Below are 17610 nucleotides of genomic sequence, written 5' to 3' on the forward strand. Positions count from 1 at the left end.
GTGACCTGAGCCTTCAGAGCAGCATCCGACGGGTCTCATACTTTTTCAAGTGTAGCGCATATCGGGCGAGTGCTGTTGCATCCGAACGGTCGGGTGAGTGACCCAGTCGTTGTCGTGTCAGGTCTTTGTCTTCCATGCGATAGGCCGTCGAGTTCTCGGAAAAGCCAAGGCGCACTGCAGCAAGCTCGCGATGAAATGATGCAATGTTCAGAAGCTGCACCGACCCATCTCGGATGTCCTGCTCGAGTACAAAGTACATCTCCGCTCGCGCATTGGCCAGCTCTTTGTGTGGTCCCAGAAAGCTACGGGCCTTTTGTGCGAAATTTACAGCAAGCACGGGCACGTTCATCTCGCGCAGTCGATCTGTCACGCCGCCGCCGATGCCGGTATCATCCACAGCGATAATCGTCCAGCCCTCCTCATAACGTTGTTTGAGTTTGTTCGCGGTCTGCATGGTGTCCTGGTACTGAAACGTCTCGAACGGCAATTGCTTCGGACCATCGAAATACGCGAACACGGTGGAGTCCGAACCACTTCTGGCAACATCCACGCCCATTACCTTCAGGGAAGCCGCTGCAGGACTTATGGGCCCTATGGCTCCCATCGCAGCTCGTTGAATCAACTCCATGCTGATAAAGCCTTCTGACTCGGTATCCGCCCACTCGCCCAGGATGCGTGCGGCAATGATGGGAGTCTTGCGAAACCACTTATTCAGCCAGTGAACATAAACGGAATTGTCAATTGCGAATGACGAATGACGAATAGAATCCCGAGCCTCATTTGTAATTCGTAAGACGTTATTCGCAACCGGAGCCTCCACTTCATACGACCACGCCTTCAGTCGATCTTCAATCCACTTTCGCGTGACCGCGCCTTTGATGATCTCTCTACCTTCATCAACATTCGGATGTTCGAACGCGGAAATGGTAATCACCTTCCAGTCGCCCGACTGCTCCGCCTCAAATGGAAACGACTGCATGTTGATCGGATTGCAGATCAAAACGATCTGCGCGTCCACGCCAGTCAGGTTACCCATGAGGGCATCGATGATCTCGCGCGAGACGCCCGTAGCTTCATCGATCGCAATCAGCACATGCTCGGCATGGAAGCCTTGCGCGTTCTCTGGCGTATCCGGCGCAATCCCGAGCATGAAATGCTTATCCGAAAGCTTGATGCACGTCTCAGTGATCTTGAACGGATTGCCGTCGAAGTCGCGCTTGACAAACTTGCCCGATTCGTCGCGCGGCTTTCGATCCTCGATGCCATAGAGCGTTCCGTGCCGCGCCTGCTTGCGGATTTCGCCCCAGAGGTTCCTTCTTACTTGGGTCCAGGATGATGCTGTCGTGAGCACGATCGAATTGTCGTGCGTTGAGAAATACCAGTTACAGATTGCGGCAAGCGTGGTAGTCTTGCCAGCGCCGTTGCAGCTTCGGACCAGCGTCTTTCGCTGGCCCGTGCCAACAGCATCTAAGATTTCAGTTATTTTGGACCACGGCACAACGCCGAGGTCTTTTGAGAATTCAAGTGGGGACATACTCTGAGGTGTAGGGGCGAGCTCCAGCTCGCCCCTGTTCGAACAAATCTCTGTTGGGCAAGCTGGAGCTTGCCTTTCCACCGCAGGTTAATCGCCCGCCATCTCATATCGAAATACATCGATCAAGAGTGATGTGATGATTCGGTAAGCATGCTCGCGGGCTTCCCAGAAGTTATCCGAGCGGTCGCAGAGCGCGCTTTCGAGCTCTTCGACATAGAGCGCGCAGCTCAGAATGAAATCGCGAAGGAACCGGAGGTCGGACTCATCGCGAAATGGGTCGGGTGTATCCAGGAAGAGATCGCCGAGTTCGGGATCGTCATAATCGAATTCCGAAATATCATAATCGAACTCCGGATCGTCGTAATCGAGCTCCGGATCGTCAGGATCGTACTCGTTCGAGAATCCGCTCGATGGCGAAAGCGGCCGGTTGGAACGTGCGTGGTAGTGATTGTCGGCATATAGCTTCTCAACGTTTCTCATAATTAGCAAAAAGTTAAATGAAAAAACTTGGATGGCGATGATCGTCCTGCATGCCATTGTACTGGGATGACCGACGGCGATCGGTTACCGATGGATAGTCTCGTCTCGTGTCAAAGTCTGGCAAAACTGTTCGTTTCCGCAATTTTGCCATCGCCACTCTGGCGAGGATATGCCATTTTCTTTCTTGCTCTGATGTCATTATCAATGAGTACCCCTTCCATCTATTACAACGTTGTTCGAGGGTCTCGGTGTTGCAACGACATCAAATAATTATATACTAATCCTTAGAATTCATAATTTATTTTATAAATCAATCATCGCGATTCATTGTTATTGTAGCGCATCTTAATATGCCGTAATGACTTAGCCATAATTCTTCAAGTGCTACTTTAGGCACCACGGAATTGAACGCCAATCTTCCGCGTGAACGCTCGCCACTATTTGGCTTTCGGCACCGCCCTTCTTTGCCCGGCGTTCATTCTCCACTTCGCAATTATTCGTCTATGCTTTTGTCTTCATGCTTCCGCAAGGCGTTCTTCGCCAGGGCGTGTCGCCGCTGGGCGTTCTTCGTCAAGGCGTACCTCCGCATCGTGTCGCGTTGGTCTGTTCGACCAATCATGATTTGTATCGTCGTGCTGGGTGCGGGCTGCGAGTCGGGGGTGGACACGCCCTATGTCGGACCGAGAATGAGTCTCGCCGGTTCTGTCCGGTTGGTGAGCTTGACGGGTGTGCGGGTGCCGATGCCGTATCGTGATGTCACTGTTTCTGTCCTGACCATCAACGGCGGCGGTTATTATGTTCACGCAGACACCACTGGCCACTGGATATTCAAGAATATTGCAATGGACGATTACAACCTGTTTGCCGCGAAAGATGGCTATGGCACAGCGCTCGCTGCCGATGCAACCGGCCACGCGCTTGCTCCGGTGGACTCGATGCAACTTGTGCTTGGTGAAGCGCCGACCGTACAACCCGTCTTCGATTCGATTGTTGGCTCACGGCGCGGGGGACTGGGACTATATGCGACCATGCCCGATGAGGAGGGCGCGGCGCTCGGCTTTGAGATTCGTCATGCCGGCGAACCCGATTCACTCTTCAGCGTATGGGCCTATAGCTCGTTCGTCCAGCGTGTGACCGGCAATCATTGGTTTGCGTGGTTCGATTCATCCGACCTCGTGGATGCTATCGTCGGGATGCGCGTGCGCGCGGTCGCATACAATCCGGTCACGGGCGTCTACTTCGATCGCTCCTATCCCCTCTGGCGATTCTCAAGTCCCGGCGCGCCTTCGAACGTGCTGACCATCAGGCAATGAACATCGGTCAACAACCCCTCATCGTGGACGATGACCCCCGCCTTCAAAAGGCGGGGGTTCTAATTTTACTCTTTCACCATTCTCCCGCTCATTCCCTCCACGCGCACGATGTACGTCCCCGCAGGCAAAGTGCTGGCATCGAACGTCGTTGTGCCCTGCACGGAAAATCGCGCAACGGTGCGACCCAAAACATCGAGCACCTCGGCCTGGGCAAGCGGGGACGCTTGCCCTACATCGATCGTGAAGATGTCGGCTGAGGGGTTGGGATGAATGTGGAGGATAGATGAGGTTACTTCACTGGAGCTTACTTCGCCGAAATCGACCATGATCGGAAGTACAGAGGAATGACCGGCGCAATCGACCGCATGGAGCAAGCAATGATAGCTTCCTTTGGCCCTCGGCGTGATTGTAACATCGAACGCAGAAGTGCACGATCCAACGATCGGAAGTGTCGGAGTTGTGACGACATTCAGTACCTCAGTAACATAGATCGAATCTAAGCCCCGATCCCAAGCATCGGAATCGGTGATGTGAATGCGGGTATAGTCCGGCGACTCGGGTCTGGTGACGGGCGGATGCGTATCCGGAATCGTACAATACGTAATCGTATCCAGCGTAACACTGCTATCATTGCCGACGATGCGGAGGACAATCTGTCCGTCCAGCATCGAGTCGAGCACATGCACGGCAATGGGCAGGACGTTGATGGCGTGCGGCGGAGCCCAGATAATCTGCGACATGTTGGTCGCGCTGAGGGTTGTCGCGCCCGCAAATCCAAGCGGTGGCGTGTTGGTATCGGTCGCAAGAATGTATGTCACGCGTGCATTACAGATGCTGCCATCGCAGCTGCCGGTGCGCGATTGAACGGCGATGACCGGGTTGCCACGCATGGGCGTCGTGTCGACTGTCGTGCCCGGACGCGTGCCGTAGCTCGTCCGAAAAACTTCGGTGACGCTATCGATGCCGTTGTTGCCATGCACGGTGAGGTAGGGCCATTGCATAAGGACCGCGGCATCGATTGGGCTGGTGTTCGAACCCGGCGCGGCGGGCGCGCCAAACGTGTACGTATCGAGGACTTTGCTATCGCCGAAGACCATTCCCGAGCACGCCGTGAGTCCCATTGGGGCAGGAGCAAACATATCGGTTGTGTATCCAGCGCCGACGGTGCCGCCGCCCCCTGTACTTGTGTCATGCTCAAAGCCCATGTAGTACATGGGCGATCCAGAGTTGTAGATCTTCCAGGTGTTGTTGCTCTCGTAGGTGTATTGATCGAGCATGTATGCGTCGTCATTCGTGCCGGCGCAAACATCGAGCAGATACTGCCCAAGCGCGCCATAAGACGTGCCGGTGTGATCGATCACCTTGACCTTCAGCACGATCTGACCGCTCGTCGCGAATGCCACCGGATACACATCCTGCACGATGTCGAATCCGCCTTCATGCCAGATTGTCTCAATCGTATCGTTGATCTTCCTGGTCGTGCCGTTATCGAGATTGATGTCAGGCTTCAGCAGGTGCGAGGCCCCTCCGAGAAGGCTTGTGGCCAGTGTCGGCTGTGGCACGGTGTTGTTCGTGCAATACTGACCGTTCACCATGATGCTCAGGTACGAGTAATCCTGAAACGATAGCGCGTGCGCTCCCTGTGCAACAACCGCCTTGCCATTGACGACCTGCGTAAATGTGACCTTGCCGGTACTTCCACTATAGACGAGTGCGGCAACGAACTTGTTCTGTGTCACGAATGCCTGTGCGTGCGCATCCGCCGCCAGAAAAAGCAGAACTGCCACCAATAAAAGATTAAACTTCGTATTCAAATAATTACTCCTTAACTATTCTCGCGCTCATCCCGCCCACGCGTACAATGTATGTTCCCGAAGGCGATGCACTCGCATCGAATGTTGCCGTGCCCTGCACCAGGAATTGTGCGACGGTGCGACCCAAAACATCGAGCACCGCTGCCTCATTCAAGGATGAAGGATGAAGGATGAGGGATGAAGGTAGCTCGATCGTGAAAAGATCGGCGGATGGGTTGGGGTAGATCTTCAGTTTCGCACTGGTTCGTTCTGATTCGCTGACGTTGGCGGGCGCAGAAGAGAAGCAGGTGTCGCTGCGGTTGCCGGCCAGATCAATGGCGGCAAGACAGACCGTCCAGGCGGCGCTGCTATCCACCGGGTGCCCTGAGATGATCACGTTGGACAGACCGCGAACGGGAATCTGATCGACGACCAAATTCTGCACACTAACGATTCCGATGGAATCGAGCCCGCGATCCCACGCTTGAAAGTCGGAGATCTTGACAGCAAACAAGAAAGAACTGTCAGGGTATAGATACTGCCAAAAGAGCGGCTTTGTCTTGTCCGGAATCGTGCAATAGCGGAACGTGTCGAGCGTTTCGTTGCCGAGCGTGTCGGTGATGCTGATGACAATCTGGCCATCCTGCATCGAGTCCAGGACTACGATCTGCGCACGTACGGAATCGTAAATTGGTGGGAGTAGCGTTCCAAAATCTATTGCCATGTTCGTGGCGCTGACTGGAGCAATCCTCTTAAAGCCGACCCGGGGCTTTGCGGTATCAACAATCAGAATGTCGGTCTTCTTTGTATTGCATTCGCTGCCATCGTAGCTGTCGGTGCGTTGGGTGATGTTGGTGACGGGCTTCGCTTTGAGCGGACCGCCAAATCCATCGATCAGGATACTCCCGGTGCAATCGCCAAAGATGACCGGTTGCGAAAGCCCGGTCCCATCCAAACCAAAGGAGATGTTGATGGTCGTGTCGTGGAAAAAAACAGAATCGAACCAACCGAATGTGGTCATGGTACCGCGCGCTACAGCGGATCCGTTTTGGGTGGCTCCTCCAAGAATCGCAAGTCCAGGGGCATACTGAGTCTCTTGCAGTCCTGTGATAGTGGTGGTGTCGATGTTATACACAAACGAAGAGACCCGAAAAGGATTAGGCACGAACCGATGAAGTACATTGTCAAAGCCGACATGCCTCGGAAAGAAATTGATGTCAACAAGTTTGCTGCCAAAGCACATGCTAAACTCTTGCGTCCCATAGGCCGTCCGCATGATCTCCGTCACGCTGTCGCTCACGCCCGGCTCGAATGCGTGAGCCGAGAATGACGTACCGATCAGCAGCGTTGCCAGATCGGTGAATTGTGTACGGTCTCCTGGATTGGGCAGGCCAAACGTGTAGTCGGTCTGAACGCGCCAATCGCCAAACTCGACCATGGAGAGCGGCAGGAGGCCAAGCGGCTGTGGTGGGAAGGAATCGTTGAGATAACCGATCCCAATCGTCCCGGCACCCATCGAATCTGGCGGAAACTCGAACGACAGAAAGAAACTCGGTAAGGAGCTCGGCGGGCAGTCCTGCCAATTTCGGGTGTACCCGTATCGTTGAATCAGATACGGATTATCATTTGCCGATTGCAGCCTATTGCTGGTCTTGGCATTGCTGTTCATGTTATCGAGTAGAAACTGCGCGGCCGTCGTGAGTGGCGTGGATGTGTGATTGACGATCTTGACACTCAAAACAATGACGCCACTGGTTGTGAAGGCCACAGGATACGCATCCTGGACAATGTCAAAGCCACTCTCTTTCCAGACCGTCCGCAACGTATCCTGGATCTTCGAGGTCGTGCCATTCATCAATTGCACATCAATCGGATGTACAGTCGAGCCGATTTGCCCCCCGTATGGACTATTGCTGTAATAGATATTCTCAACATTAACCGTCAGGAAGGACATACCATGAAAAGAGAGTAGCTCCCTGTTGGCCGGATTACCTTTATAAAATGTGAGAAGCCCCTGACCACCGTTTACTGTCGCGCCGACGAACTGATTCATCACGAGCTGCTGTGCGTGGATGACATTACTCGTTGCAAGAGATACGAAGAGCACAACCGCGAGAAACCGAGACCGTGGGAGCATAGACCGACTCCTTGTGATTAGTAGCGCACAATACTGGGTTGCGCTGCATCTTCATGCATGCAAACGCATGCGATACAATATCGCGAAATGAACCTGCTGCGGGAGAAAGTCGTGCCCAAAGAAATACAGTGGGGAATTCATCGTGCCGGACTCTCATTCGTATTTTTCTAATTCACAACTGTAATTCTATTTTGCTCTACCTCGTCGCAACCCCCATCGGAAATCTGGAAGACTTGTCACTGCGCGCCATCCGCGTACTCGGTGAAGCCGATATTGTCGCATGTGAGGATACACGGCACGCGCGCATTCTCTTCGAGCGCCACGGCGTGCGACCCAAGCGGTTAGTGAGTTATCACTCAATGAACGAGCGGTCGCGCGCTGCAGAACTCTCCGAAGATCTTGTTGGCGGCGCATCCGTTGCGCTGGTCACCGATGCCGGTACACCCGGAATTTCCGATCCTGCATGGGCGATTGTGAAGGAGGCCATTCGGCTTGGCGTGGACGTTGTGCCGGTCCCCGGCGCGTGCGCAGCGATTGCTGCCCTGACCGGAAGTGGCATGGATACGACTCGCTTCGCCTTCGAAGGCTTTTTGCCGCTCAAGAAAGGTCGCAAGAAGCGAATCGCCGCCGTTGCCCGCGAGGACCGCACAGTTGTGATCTATGAATCGCCGCACCGAATTAAGCGGTTGCTGAATGAACTCACCGAAGCGTGTGGCGCAACCCGTCAAGTGGCGCTCGCCAGAGAGTTGACGAAGCACTACGAGGAATTTTTGCGCGGCACACTTGCCGAAGTCTCCGCAACACTTGCCGAGCACTTTCCGAATGAGGTCAAGGGGGAGTGCGTTGTCATTTTGGAAGCTGCCCCTAAGGGTTTTGAAGATTCGGACTCCTAGAGTCGCTCCGTCATCCTCCACTCGAAAAATCGGAGAAAAACCTTGTTGCACCAGCTATTAACCCGAATTAACGCTGATGTCAGATTCTTCGCGTCACGAAATGATTAGATTTGCGTTAGAAGAGTCACATGCTGCATTGATAACACCGTTATGAAACGAACCTTGTTCACGGGATCCTTGGTAATCCCGATTTGGCTTCTCCTCCTCACGACAGGCCTCCTTACCAGCTGTTACACGCAACTCGCAACCGATCGAGGTGATTATTACGGCTATACCGGCCCGGTTCATCGAAAACCGGCGCCGCAACGATCGGACACACTTCAGGTCGCTCAAAAACCTCAGCCTACGCAGCAATCTCAGGCTGTAACGCAGCCTCAGGTGCAGGCTACGCCGCAGGTCGAGTATGATACGGTGATGAAGGGCGATACGATGTTCATCACGGAACGCACGCGTGCGGATTACACCACGAACGATTCCCAGCCGACAAATGCGACCGAGACCATCATCAACAATTATTACGGCGGCTATGAACCGTATGACTATTGGGGACCTGTGCATCCCCGCGCGGTAGTATCGATCATTATTGGCTATCCCTACTGGGGTTATCATTCATGGTATAGTCCGTGGTACGATTACGGTTACTATCCATCATGGTATTATCGCCCCTATTGTGGATATTACGATCCCTGGGGCTATCCTGGATTTTATCCTCCGCTCTACGATTGTTATTCACCATTCTATGGCGGGTATTATAACCCGTACTATGGTTATGGGTATGGCGGTGGGTACGGGCATCGACATTACTACAACACTGATGGTTATGGCAGAACCCAAGGGGGCCGCGTACCACACTATGGCCGCATCAATACCGGAGAGCGTCGTGCCGGCGAAACGACCGGACCCGGAACACAGCCGCACCCTCTCGTTCAAGTACGGCTTCCAGCCGGTGCAAACCTAAATGAGGCCGCTGGGACACCAGTGCGCGAGCGCGTTACGAATGTCAATCCAAACGCGTCGAATGCAACCCCGGCCACCCAGAATGCTGCTGAGGTGAACGCAAATGCAAATGCCAACGCAGCGACTGCCAATGAAACAGTCGTAACCGAGAGAGCTGCAAACCGGAGTGATCCGGTCCACGTCGTGGACCCCGGCACCGGCGGGCCTGTGAGTAATGCAACTCCAAAGCAAGCTCCGGCAACCGCAGTAACGCCCGGTACTTCCACGAACGCGACGAATGCCACACCAAGACGCGTAATCATCATCCGAAGAACCGAGGCCGAAGCGGCAAACGCTGCAGGTACTCGATCCTCGAACCCGAACTGGGGAGGAACCAGATCGAGTGCTACGCCTAACGCACCCGCCACACGCAATAATAATACACCGAATAATAATGGATCGTATCGGCCAACGGCGCCGAGCAATGGTCGCTCGGGAACCTCCGGCGGCCGGGTGCGGAGTGGAGGATCCCGTCCAACAGGTGAAGCCCGGCGCTCCGGCGGCGAAGCACGACCATCCGGTGGCAGTCCTCCACGTCCGGTCGGCGGTGAAGTATCTCGGCCAGCACCGAATGAAGGCAGCACACGCCAGGCGCCATCGCGCAGTCGTGGTGAATAGAAGTTTCTCATCTCAACCTCACTTGACAACTCCAACATGTTGCGCTCTCTCGCACTTCTCCTCGCACTCGCTCTCTGGCCGACGGCGCTCATGGCGCAAGGTCTGGCCGATGCGCTTCGATTAGCGACCGATCCGTTACCGAGCGGCGCTCGATCGCTCGCCATGGGTGGCGGACTCATCTCCGCCGCCGAAGGCTATTCCGCGCTCGAGGCCAATCCTGCGGCCATCGCGCCGCTCGGAACCCGCGAATTTGGACTGACGCTGTTTGACAATAACCACAGTTCATCCTCACAATACTTCGATCAAACCTCGACGGCGTCCATCAACGCGTTCTCACTCGGGTCATTGGGACTTGCCGCGCCATTCGCGACTGTGCAAGGCCATCTCGCCGTTGGTGTTTCCTATGACCGGCAGCGTGAGTTCAATACCACCTATCGCTTTGATGCCGTCAATCCAACCTCGACACTGTTCAATACTCGGGGATTTATCCAGGACCCATTTACATCCGGCTCATACGGTAACCAATCCTGGCTGACCGATCACAATCTTGCATATGCACTTCATCTCACGAATCCTGTCGCGGATACAGGTGCCGTCACACTGACGACGCCCTTCACCAGCGGCTTTCGAGAGTCTGGCACGGTGACCGAGTCCGGCTCGCTGGATGCGCTTCGTATCGGCGCGGGTGTGGACATCGCGGAGGGCGTTTCGGTCGGTGCGGCGGTGAATATCCTTATTGGGTCCTATGATTGGAACCGTGATTACACCGCGACACATGCCGGCGCAAGTCCGGACACCACCACGCTCACGACAGCGACTATCTCCGATAACGTTCACGAGGATCAGTCCGGAGCCAGCATCAAGTTCGGTCTGCTTGTCAGTAAGTTGAAGGCATTCCGATTTGGTTTGACCGTGGAGACGCCCCAGATCATTCACGTGACAGAGCAGGATGTTCAGTCCGGCACATCACAATTTTCCGATGGCCGATTTTATACATCGGATAATTCCAACGCGCTGCCGGTCTACCAGCTCGAGTATGATATTTGGCTTCCGACACGACTCGGCGCGGGAGCGTCTTTGCACCTGGCTGGCCTGACGGCCTCTGCGAGTGCGACCTATGCCGATATGTCGGCAATCCGATTCAAGAATCCAACTCCAGTTTATACGTCCTTCGCCGATAAAAATCAGGAAGCAGTCAATCTACTTCGCCCGGTTGTGGCATGGCAAATCGGAGCAGAGTATATCATCCCGATCGTTGGCCTGAGCGTCCGTGCGGGTTTTGCCGATGAACCATCCCCCTATCAAGGCGACCCATCGACGTTCGATACGAAGAAGATCTCGGCTGGACTCGGAATTCTACTTGGTAAGTCCGTGCTGCTCGAAGGCTCCTGGCGCCACTCGACGTATCACACAAGTCATACGATCTATAACGATTCCACGCCAAGCGGCCAACCAATCAGCGCGTTCATTCCGGATGATGCCGTCTCGCGCGATGATATTGCACTGACGCTGAATTACCGATGGTAAAGGGGTGCGTTAATCAAAGCGCACGGTAATCCGTCCATCGGCAAAAATTAGAATGCCATTCTTCTCGCCGCGCGTCAGCAGGGAATCCAATCGCGAAATGATCTCGCCGTCTGTCGATTCGAGCGCGGTGAACCCGCGCTCCAACACTCTGTCCGGATTCATTGCGGTAAGTCGTGCGCCGTCGCGCTCGAGTTTCAGACGCGTGCGCTCAAGGCCATGCTCGACACTGCGTTGAATCCTGCTCATTGTTCGCTCAATGGTCTCGCGCTTTCGGAGCAGTGCCGATGAGATAAGATCCTGCGTATCCAGCACATCCCGGATCTCCCGCCGAAGCACAGCAAGATGCCGGCGCATCGTCAGCGTCGCGGCATAATCACTGGCGTTCACGATCGAGCGAAGCTCTGCCTGATCTGGCGTGGCGAGTTCGGCTGCGGCAGTCGGTGTCGGCGCACGAAGATCGGCGACGTAGTCCGCGATTGTGTAGTCCACTTCATGTCCGACCGCAGAGATCACCGGGATGTTCGAAGCGTAGATCGCTCGAACGACGGCCTCTTCGTTGAAGCACCACAAATCTTCGAGCGAACCGCCTCCTCTTCCGATGATGAGAACATCGGGTCGGGAGTAATTCGTAACCAAGTTGAATTCCTGGATTGCTCTGGCAATTTCCAACTCGGCGCCGATGCCTTGTACTGCTGTGGGACGCAATAGTACGCGCACTAAAGGATACCGGCGTTCGAGTACGGTAAGAATATCGTGAAGCGCCGCGCCATTCTCGCTGGTCACAATACCGATTGTTTTCGGAAATCGCGGGATCGGGCGCTTGCGGCTTTCATCGAACAGCCCTTCAGCCTCCAAACGCTGGCGTAAAACTTCGTAGGCCAACTGCAAATCGCCCATACCGCTGGGGCGCATTTGGAAGACATCCAATTGATATTGACCGCGCGGAGGGTAGACCGTCAGCCGTCCGCGGCAGATCACCTTCATGCCGTCCTCCGGCTCAAACGAAAGCTGACGCGATTTCCAAAACACAGATGAAATTTGTGCGTCGCTATCTTTGAGCGTCCAATATCGATGACCGGACCGGTGATGCAGGAAGTTCGAGATTTCTCCCTCGACCATCACATCCACGAACGCCGTTTCGAGCAATGAACGGATCCCCTTAGTCAGCTCGCCAACACTGAGCACATCCGAAGCGCCTTCGGAGGATGCGCGGTCATCCAGCGTAGCGATACTACGCAGGTTTGGCAGATTTGACTTTCGAAAGGTCTTCATTCGTTATTATCTTCAACGCAAATCCACGAAATCCATTCAATTCCGAAGGATTCATATTCGGTCAGAAGGTCGACGATTCAGGCTTGACTCTCGGATCGTGATCTTTCGGATCGCGATCACTCGAACGATCGGTAACAAATTCACATTGGCGAAGTTGATGCTATCATGCTAAGGCGGAACACAGACCTGAAAACCGGCTTCGTTCTACTCGGAATGACTTCAATGCTGAAATTATGAACAAGATATTCTTTGCGGGTGCGCTGTCGCTCGTTGTCGCTCTCTTGGCATCTATTGCCACCCCGGCTTCGTCGGCTCAAACAGTCCGGCTCGGGCCGCCACTACAGGATTTCGGCGTCGGAAATCCGAATACGTGTATCGTAATGTACGATACAGCGGTCAATACCGGTAATGTACCCTTCGCCTTCCGCAGTATTAAGCTTGTGCTTGGCGATCAAGGATTCACGATCGATAGCGCTCTTCCGGTATCGCCGTTGCCAGTCGGGAGCTCGAGTCTCATAAGGATTTGCTTCAAATCGATCAAAGGCTCGACCGTTTTTGACACACTCCGGCTGGATGATGGCACCGTCGTTCATGACGTCATCCTGACCGGTACCGGGGGAGCGCCGGATTTCCGAATAACCGGACATGATTGGAGCGCACAACTGCGGGGCACCGATTCGATTTGGGACGGCACGAAAGGATTGGCTATCGAAGTAGTGAACAGCTCACCAAATCAGCCAATTGCTATTGACTCGATGTGGGTTGACGATCCGGTGCATTTTGTCCCGACTATGGATTCCCACTGGGCCACTCCTATCAATCCCGTTGTCATTTCCGGCAAAGGTATCGATGTCGTAGCCTTTACATTTCATACATCTCCAAGTGACTCGGTTGGTCCGCTCCGGACACTGTGGCATGCTCGCAGTTATCAACTTGCGGGTGGTAACGAGACTGGCGTTCGGTCAAATCTTCTCACGGGCAATGTTGTCGCTTCGAGTCAGACCTTCGCCGCCGACACGACGGTTACTATCGACTGTCCAACCGGCCCGGAGAACGACAGTGTGCATCTCGAGTTCGTGATCACGGCAACCGGCACTGCGTCGAGCCTGATTAGCAAGGTCACACACAGTTCGCCGGTCGTTATAGGATTCACTGTTACTCGCGACAATGGCAGTCTGGTGGCCAATCCCTCTAACATGTCGGAGAATCTAAATCCGGGCTCACATCTCTTTATCACCGAGAGCCTCGGCGCTCCGTTGGATGCAGATACTACCTTCACCGATACAGTATGGGCGTACTACATTGACCTAGCTGATGGAACGACCAAACTCATTGGCGGGCGCCCGCTGATCGCAACCGTTATTGTCACGAAATGTGATGCCGGAGTTGAACAGACAGCATTTGTTACGCCACCGAGTAACATCCTGCTCGTCCCAAATCCTGCCAACGATTTCGCAACGATCAGCTACACATTGAAGGCTGCGGCGGAAGTGAAGTTGGAGCTACTTTCGATTGTGGGCAGCACAGTCTATCGAGATGAGTCCCACGAAGATGCTGGCGAGCACGCTCGGATGATGGATCTTCATGCGCTACCAAATGGAAGCTACGTATACCGGTTAGAGGCGAACGGTGAAGTGCAGTCAGGCGCATTGATGATCCAAAGATAGAGGGGGTCGGACGATTCAGGCGCTTACTTCCATGCTCGATCGCATCTCGTCCACAAACTTCATCGCGGCCTTGCGAGCGGCTTCAGCGAAATCTGCGCCTTTCGATGCGCCTGCAATGCCGCGACTGATGTTGATCAGCGCGAGCCCATTGCCATTGGCTTCCATCACCTCTTTGATCGTCCCGCCCTGCGCGCCTACGCCGGGAATGAGAAACGGCAACTCCGGGGCGCGCTCGCGTAGGGCTCGCAGCTCGGATGGCTTGGTCGCGCCGACGACCAGACCGGCGTTTTGCTTCGGTGTGTTCCACTCGCGGACTTTGTCAGTAATCTCTTCATATAGCCGCTTGCCGTTCGTAAGTTCGAGGTATTCGAAATCGCGCGCGCTGGCGTTCGAGGTGAGTCCCAAAAAGAACGCGCCTTTATCTTCCCGACGCAGAAATGGCTCGGCCGCATCATAACCCATGTAAGGACTTACCGTCACGGCATCGAACGCAAACAACTCCTGATAGGCATACGCATAAAGGTCGGTCGTTGCGCCGATGTCGCCGCGTTTCACGTCCGCGATGGTGAGGATGTGTGCTGGAATCGCTGCCAACGTTTCGCGCACCGCCGCAATGCCACGCTCGCCGTAGGCTTCGTAGTAGGCCATCTGCAACTTGTAGCAGCAGGCGATATCGCTCGTGGCTTCGATCAGCGCTTTGTTGAAGGCAAGCACAGGATTCGCTTCACCGCTCAGCGATTCGGGAAGCTTGCGCCAGTCGGTATCGAGACCAACACAGAGCAGAGATTGGCTTCGGTCCTGTGCGGCGCGGAGTTTTTCGAGGAATGTCATGGAACAAATATAATGATAAATGACCCAAGACGGCAGACAAGTGATATTCTATGCAAGTCCCGAATAAAAAATTGAACGTTAATCCGCGAAATCCATTTTAATCTGCGTAATCCAGTTTTCATGTTCGCCAAACTCTTCACACCATACCGTATCAACTCGATGACGCTTGCCAACCGGCTTGTTTTGCCGGCCATGGTCACGCGGCTTTCGGGTGAGGATGGTTTCGTCAACCAGGACATCACCGATCGGTACGTCCGCTTCGCCAAAGGTGAGGTCGGACTCATCGTGCTCGAAGCCATGGCCGTGCATTCGGCGAAGTCCGGTCCGCTGCTCCGCATCTGCGGCGATGAGTTCAAACCGGGCCTCACCGAGCTTGCCCGGAAGATCCATGATACCAGCGATTCCAAAGCGGTCCCGCAGATCATTCACTTTCTCAAGATCGCTCGATCCGGCTGGCGCCAGAAGATCGAAGACCTTTCGATTGCGGACATCCAGCTTATCATCGAGCAATACGGCCAGGCCGCACTGCGCGCTCGCGAGTCCGGCTTCGATGGTGTCGAACTCCATATGGCCCATGCCTACACGCTCTCGAGCTTTCTTTCGAAGAAGAACAAACGGCCCGATCTCTACGGCGGAAAGTCGCTCGATAATCGCGTTCGGCTGCCATTGCAAGTCGTGCAAAAAGTCCGCGAAATGGTCGGCAGTGATTTTACCATTGGCGTCCGATTTTTAGGCGAAGAGTGCATCAAAGGTGGATACACCACCGAAGAGTCGCAAGTCATCGCGCTCAAATTTGCAACGGCCGGCGTCGATTACATCTCGCTTTCGGCCGGTGGCAAGTTCGAAGATGCCGTCCACAAGGATGGCGAAGTGCTTTATCCCTACACTGGATATTCCGGCGATCGCTGTATGCCGCCGATGGAATATCCTGATGGCTACAACCTGCACATGGCCGAAGCGGCCAGACGCATGCTGCGCCGTCATGGCTTCGAAACGCCGGTCATCGCCACCGGCAAAATCCCGTCGCCGGAATTCGCAGAAGAAATTCTGCAGTCGGACCGCGCCGATCTCATCGGCATGGCCCGCGCGCTGCTCGCCGATCCCGATCTCCCGCGCAAAGCCCGCCTGGGCGATAGCGATAAGATTGTCAAGTGCATCTACTGGAATATCTGCAAAGCACTCGACGAAAATTTTCACAAAGTCGTCTGCGGACTCTGGCCCAAAGATGACATCCAGGCGCCACACTCGGATGACACGATCGCTCCCGAATGGACCATTCCCGAACCGCTCGCGGTCCTCGTCCGCTCCGGCAACATCCGCCTGAGCTGGAAGCAAGCGACCGACAACGAAGCCATCATGGGCTACGAAATCTGGCGTTCGGATGATGGCGGAAGAAGCTTCGCGCACATCTATTCCATCACCACTTCCATGTGGACCGACCACCTCGCCACGTCCGGTATTCGGTATCAGTACTACGTCCGCGCCTACGATCTGGCCGGCAACAAGAGCGCTCCCTCCAACATCGTCACCGCCGAGCTGCCGATGGAAGTTGCGCTGCCCGTAGCAAACGCAAAACCGATCGCGCGTCCGAGCTTTCTTGCCAATTCCCCGGCCGCTTCAACCATGGCATAGCCGTAGCGGACTGCCGTTTCCGGGTCGCGCTCGCGATTTTGCCACCTGAAATAGGTGCTCGAAGTTAAAGTAATACTTTAATTCTCTCTTTTGAGTTGTCATTTAATGAACGCCTTCTCCCCATCATCCTTCATCCCATTAGCCTTCCTTCCGAACACGTCATCCTGAATACCCGCGGAGCGAAAGTTGCGACCACGGGAGCAAGACCCCACGAAGCGCAATGAAGGATCGCATGATGTGAAGCCATCGGGCTATCGGAACGCGATTCTCTTGTCAATGAGCAAATAGGTGCCTGTGACCTCACCAGCAATATACGTCACCGAAAATGCGAATGCAAGTGATTCGCTTACATTTCGCAAAAATGTTTTAGACTCGAAGTTTTGGAAAAAATGGGACAAATCGACCCTCTCAATCTGCGTTTTTGAAGCGGATACGAATATAACAGCGAATATTGTGTCTGTGTGAACGAAAAACGTTGGGATAAAATCGCGATTTTGGTAACGGCAAATCCGTCATCCTCTCGATAACTTTGTGGCGTGTCAGCGCTAAGTGGCCCCATTGGGGGCCGCCAACGGCTTTGCCGGCGCGAGCCACAAAAAAGAAGCCGGAGCGGTTGCGGCTCCGGCCATCAGTCTGCTTCAAAACCCCGGCTCGCAACCGGCCGGGATTTCTTGACTTCAAAACCAACAGTGACATGAAAACACGAATTCCATTACGATTATTGGCGCTGGTAGCGTTGCTGCTAGCGTTGACGATCCCCACGAGCAAGAGCCTCGCGCAGCAGACGTCTGTAGGTTACGTTGACCAATATGGTAACGGCGTACTCAGCGTATCGGACAGCGTAATAGAAGCTGCATTCACAAACGAGCTCAATCAAAATGCAAACGATTCGTTGCACAGCGCAACCTTCACGAGCA

At 54.5% G+C, this 17610-nt stretch carries 12 protein-coding genes; 6 read left to right on the plus strand and 6 right to left on the minus strand.

Annotated elements, in window-relative coordinates; all coding sequences use genetic code 11:
* Window positions 1-13: 13 nt before the first annotated feature.
* Window positions 14-1534: a hypothetical protein gene (locus Q8902_01970; GenBank protein ID MDP4198318.1), complete on the minus strand. Its 1521-nt coding sequence runs from the start codon at window positions 1532-1534 to the stop codon at window positions 14-16.
* An 87-nt stretch (window positions 1535-1621) separates the two neighbouring features.
* Window positions 1622-2014: a hypothetical protein gene (locus Q8902_01975; GenBank protein ID MDP4198319.1), complete on the minus strand. Its 393-nt coding sequence runs from the start codon at window positions 2012-2014 to the stop codon at window positions 1622-1624.
* A 617-nt stretch (window positions 2015-2631) separates the two neighbouring features.
* On the opposite strand from Q8902_01975, the gene Q8902_01980 reads away from it, so the two are divergent.
* The gene (locus Q8902_01980; GenBank protein MDP4198320.1) at window positions 2632-3327 is read left to right on the plus strand and encodes a hypothetical protein; all 696 of its coding nucleotides are present in this window, start codon (window positions 2632-2634) and stop codon (window positions 3325-3327) included.
* A gap of 65 nt (window positions 3328-3392) precedes the next feature.
* Here the strand turns inward: Q8902_01980 and Q8902_01985 are convergent, their stop codons facing one another.
* Together Q8902_01985 and Q8902_01990 are read right to left on the minus strand one after the other, a co-directional pair.
* Window positions 3393-5114 (minus strand): T9SS type A sorting domain-containing protein, encoded by a 1722-nt coding sequence (locus tag Q8902_01985; protein MDP4198321.1) that lies wholly within the window; start codon window positions 5112-5114, stop codon window positions 3393-3395.
* A gap of 31 nt (window positions 5115-5145) precedes the next feature.
* Window positions 5146-7257: a T9SS type A sorting domain-containing protein gene (locus Q8902_01990; GenBank protein MDP4198322.1), complete on the minus strand. Its 2112-nt coding sequence runs from the start codon at window positions 7255-7257 to the stop codon at window positions 5146-5148.
* Window positions 7258-7448: 191 nt separating this feature from the next.
* Between Q8902_01990 and rsmI the strand changes: the two genes are divergently transcribed.
* The 3 genes from rsmI to Q8902_02005 all read left to right on the plus strand — a co-directional run bounded on the left by rsmI (window position 7449) and on the right by Q8902_02005 (window position 11291).
* Window positions 7449-8150: a 16S rRNA (cytidine(1402)-2'-O)-methyltransferase gene (gene rsmI / locus Q8902_01995; protein ID MDP4198323.1), complete on the plus strand. Its 702-nt coding sequence runs from the start codon at window positions 7449-7451 to the stop codon at window positions 8148-8150.
* A 150-nt stretch (window positions 8151-8300) separates the two neighbouring features.
* On the plus strand, window positions 8301-9764 hold the full coding sequence (locus tag Q8902_02000; protein ID MDP4198324.1) for a hypothetical protein: 1464 nt from the start codon (window positions 8301-8303) through the stop codon (window positions 9762-9764).
* Window positions 9765-9800: 36 nt separating this feature from the next.
* Window positions 9801-11291, plus strand: coding sequence for a hypothetical protein (locus tag Q8902_02005; protein MDP4198325.1), 1491 nt, complete (start codon window positions 9801-9803; stop codon window positions 11289-11291).
* A gap of 9 nt (window positions 11292-11300) precedes the next feature.
* Here Q8902_02005 and xseA read toward each other — a convergent pair whose 3' ends face one another.
* A complete protein-coding gene (gene xseA / locus Q8902_02010) occupies window positions 11301-12563 on the minus strand; it encodes an exodeoxyribonuclease VII large subunit (GenBank protein ID MDP4198326.1) in 1263 nt (420 codons plus the stop codon).
* 233 nt (window positions 12564-12796) lie between these two features.
* Here xseA and Q8902_02015 point away from each other — a divergent pair, with 233 nt between their 5' ends.
* Window positions 12797-14230 carry a T9SS type A sorting domain-containing protein gene (locus Q8902_02015; GenBank protein ID MDP4198327.1) on the plus strand — a complete coding sequence of 478 codons (1434 nt, stop codon included), beginning with the start codon at window positions 12797-12799 and terminating at the stop codon, window positions 14228-14230.
* Between the two features lie 15 nt (window positions 14231-14245).
* Here the strand turns inward: Q8902_02015 and pyrF are convergent, their stop codons facing one another.
* Window positions 14246-15061 carry an orotidine-5'-phosphate decarboxylase gene (gene pyrF, locus Q8902_02020; GenBank protein ID MDP4198328.1) on the minus strand — a complete coding sequence of 272 codons (816 nt, stop codon included), beginning with the start codon at window positions 15059-15061 and terminating at the stop codon, window positions 14246-14248.
* Between the two features lie 120 nt (window positions 15062-15181).
* On the opposite strand from pyrF, the gene Q8902_02025 reads away from it, so the two are divergent.
* Window positions 15182-16693, plus strand: a complete 1512-nt coding sequence (locus Q8902_02025; protein ID MDP4198329.1) for an NADH:flavin oxidoreductase — start codon at window positions 15182-15184, stop codon at window positions 16691-16693.
* Window positions 16694-17610 lie beyond the last annotated feature (917 nt).

The organism is Bacteroidota bacterium (genome assembly GCA_030706745.1).
Lineage (GTDB): Bacteria > Bacteroidota > Ignavibacteria > Palsa-1295 > Palsa-1295 > PALSA-1295.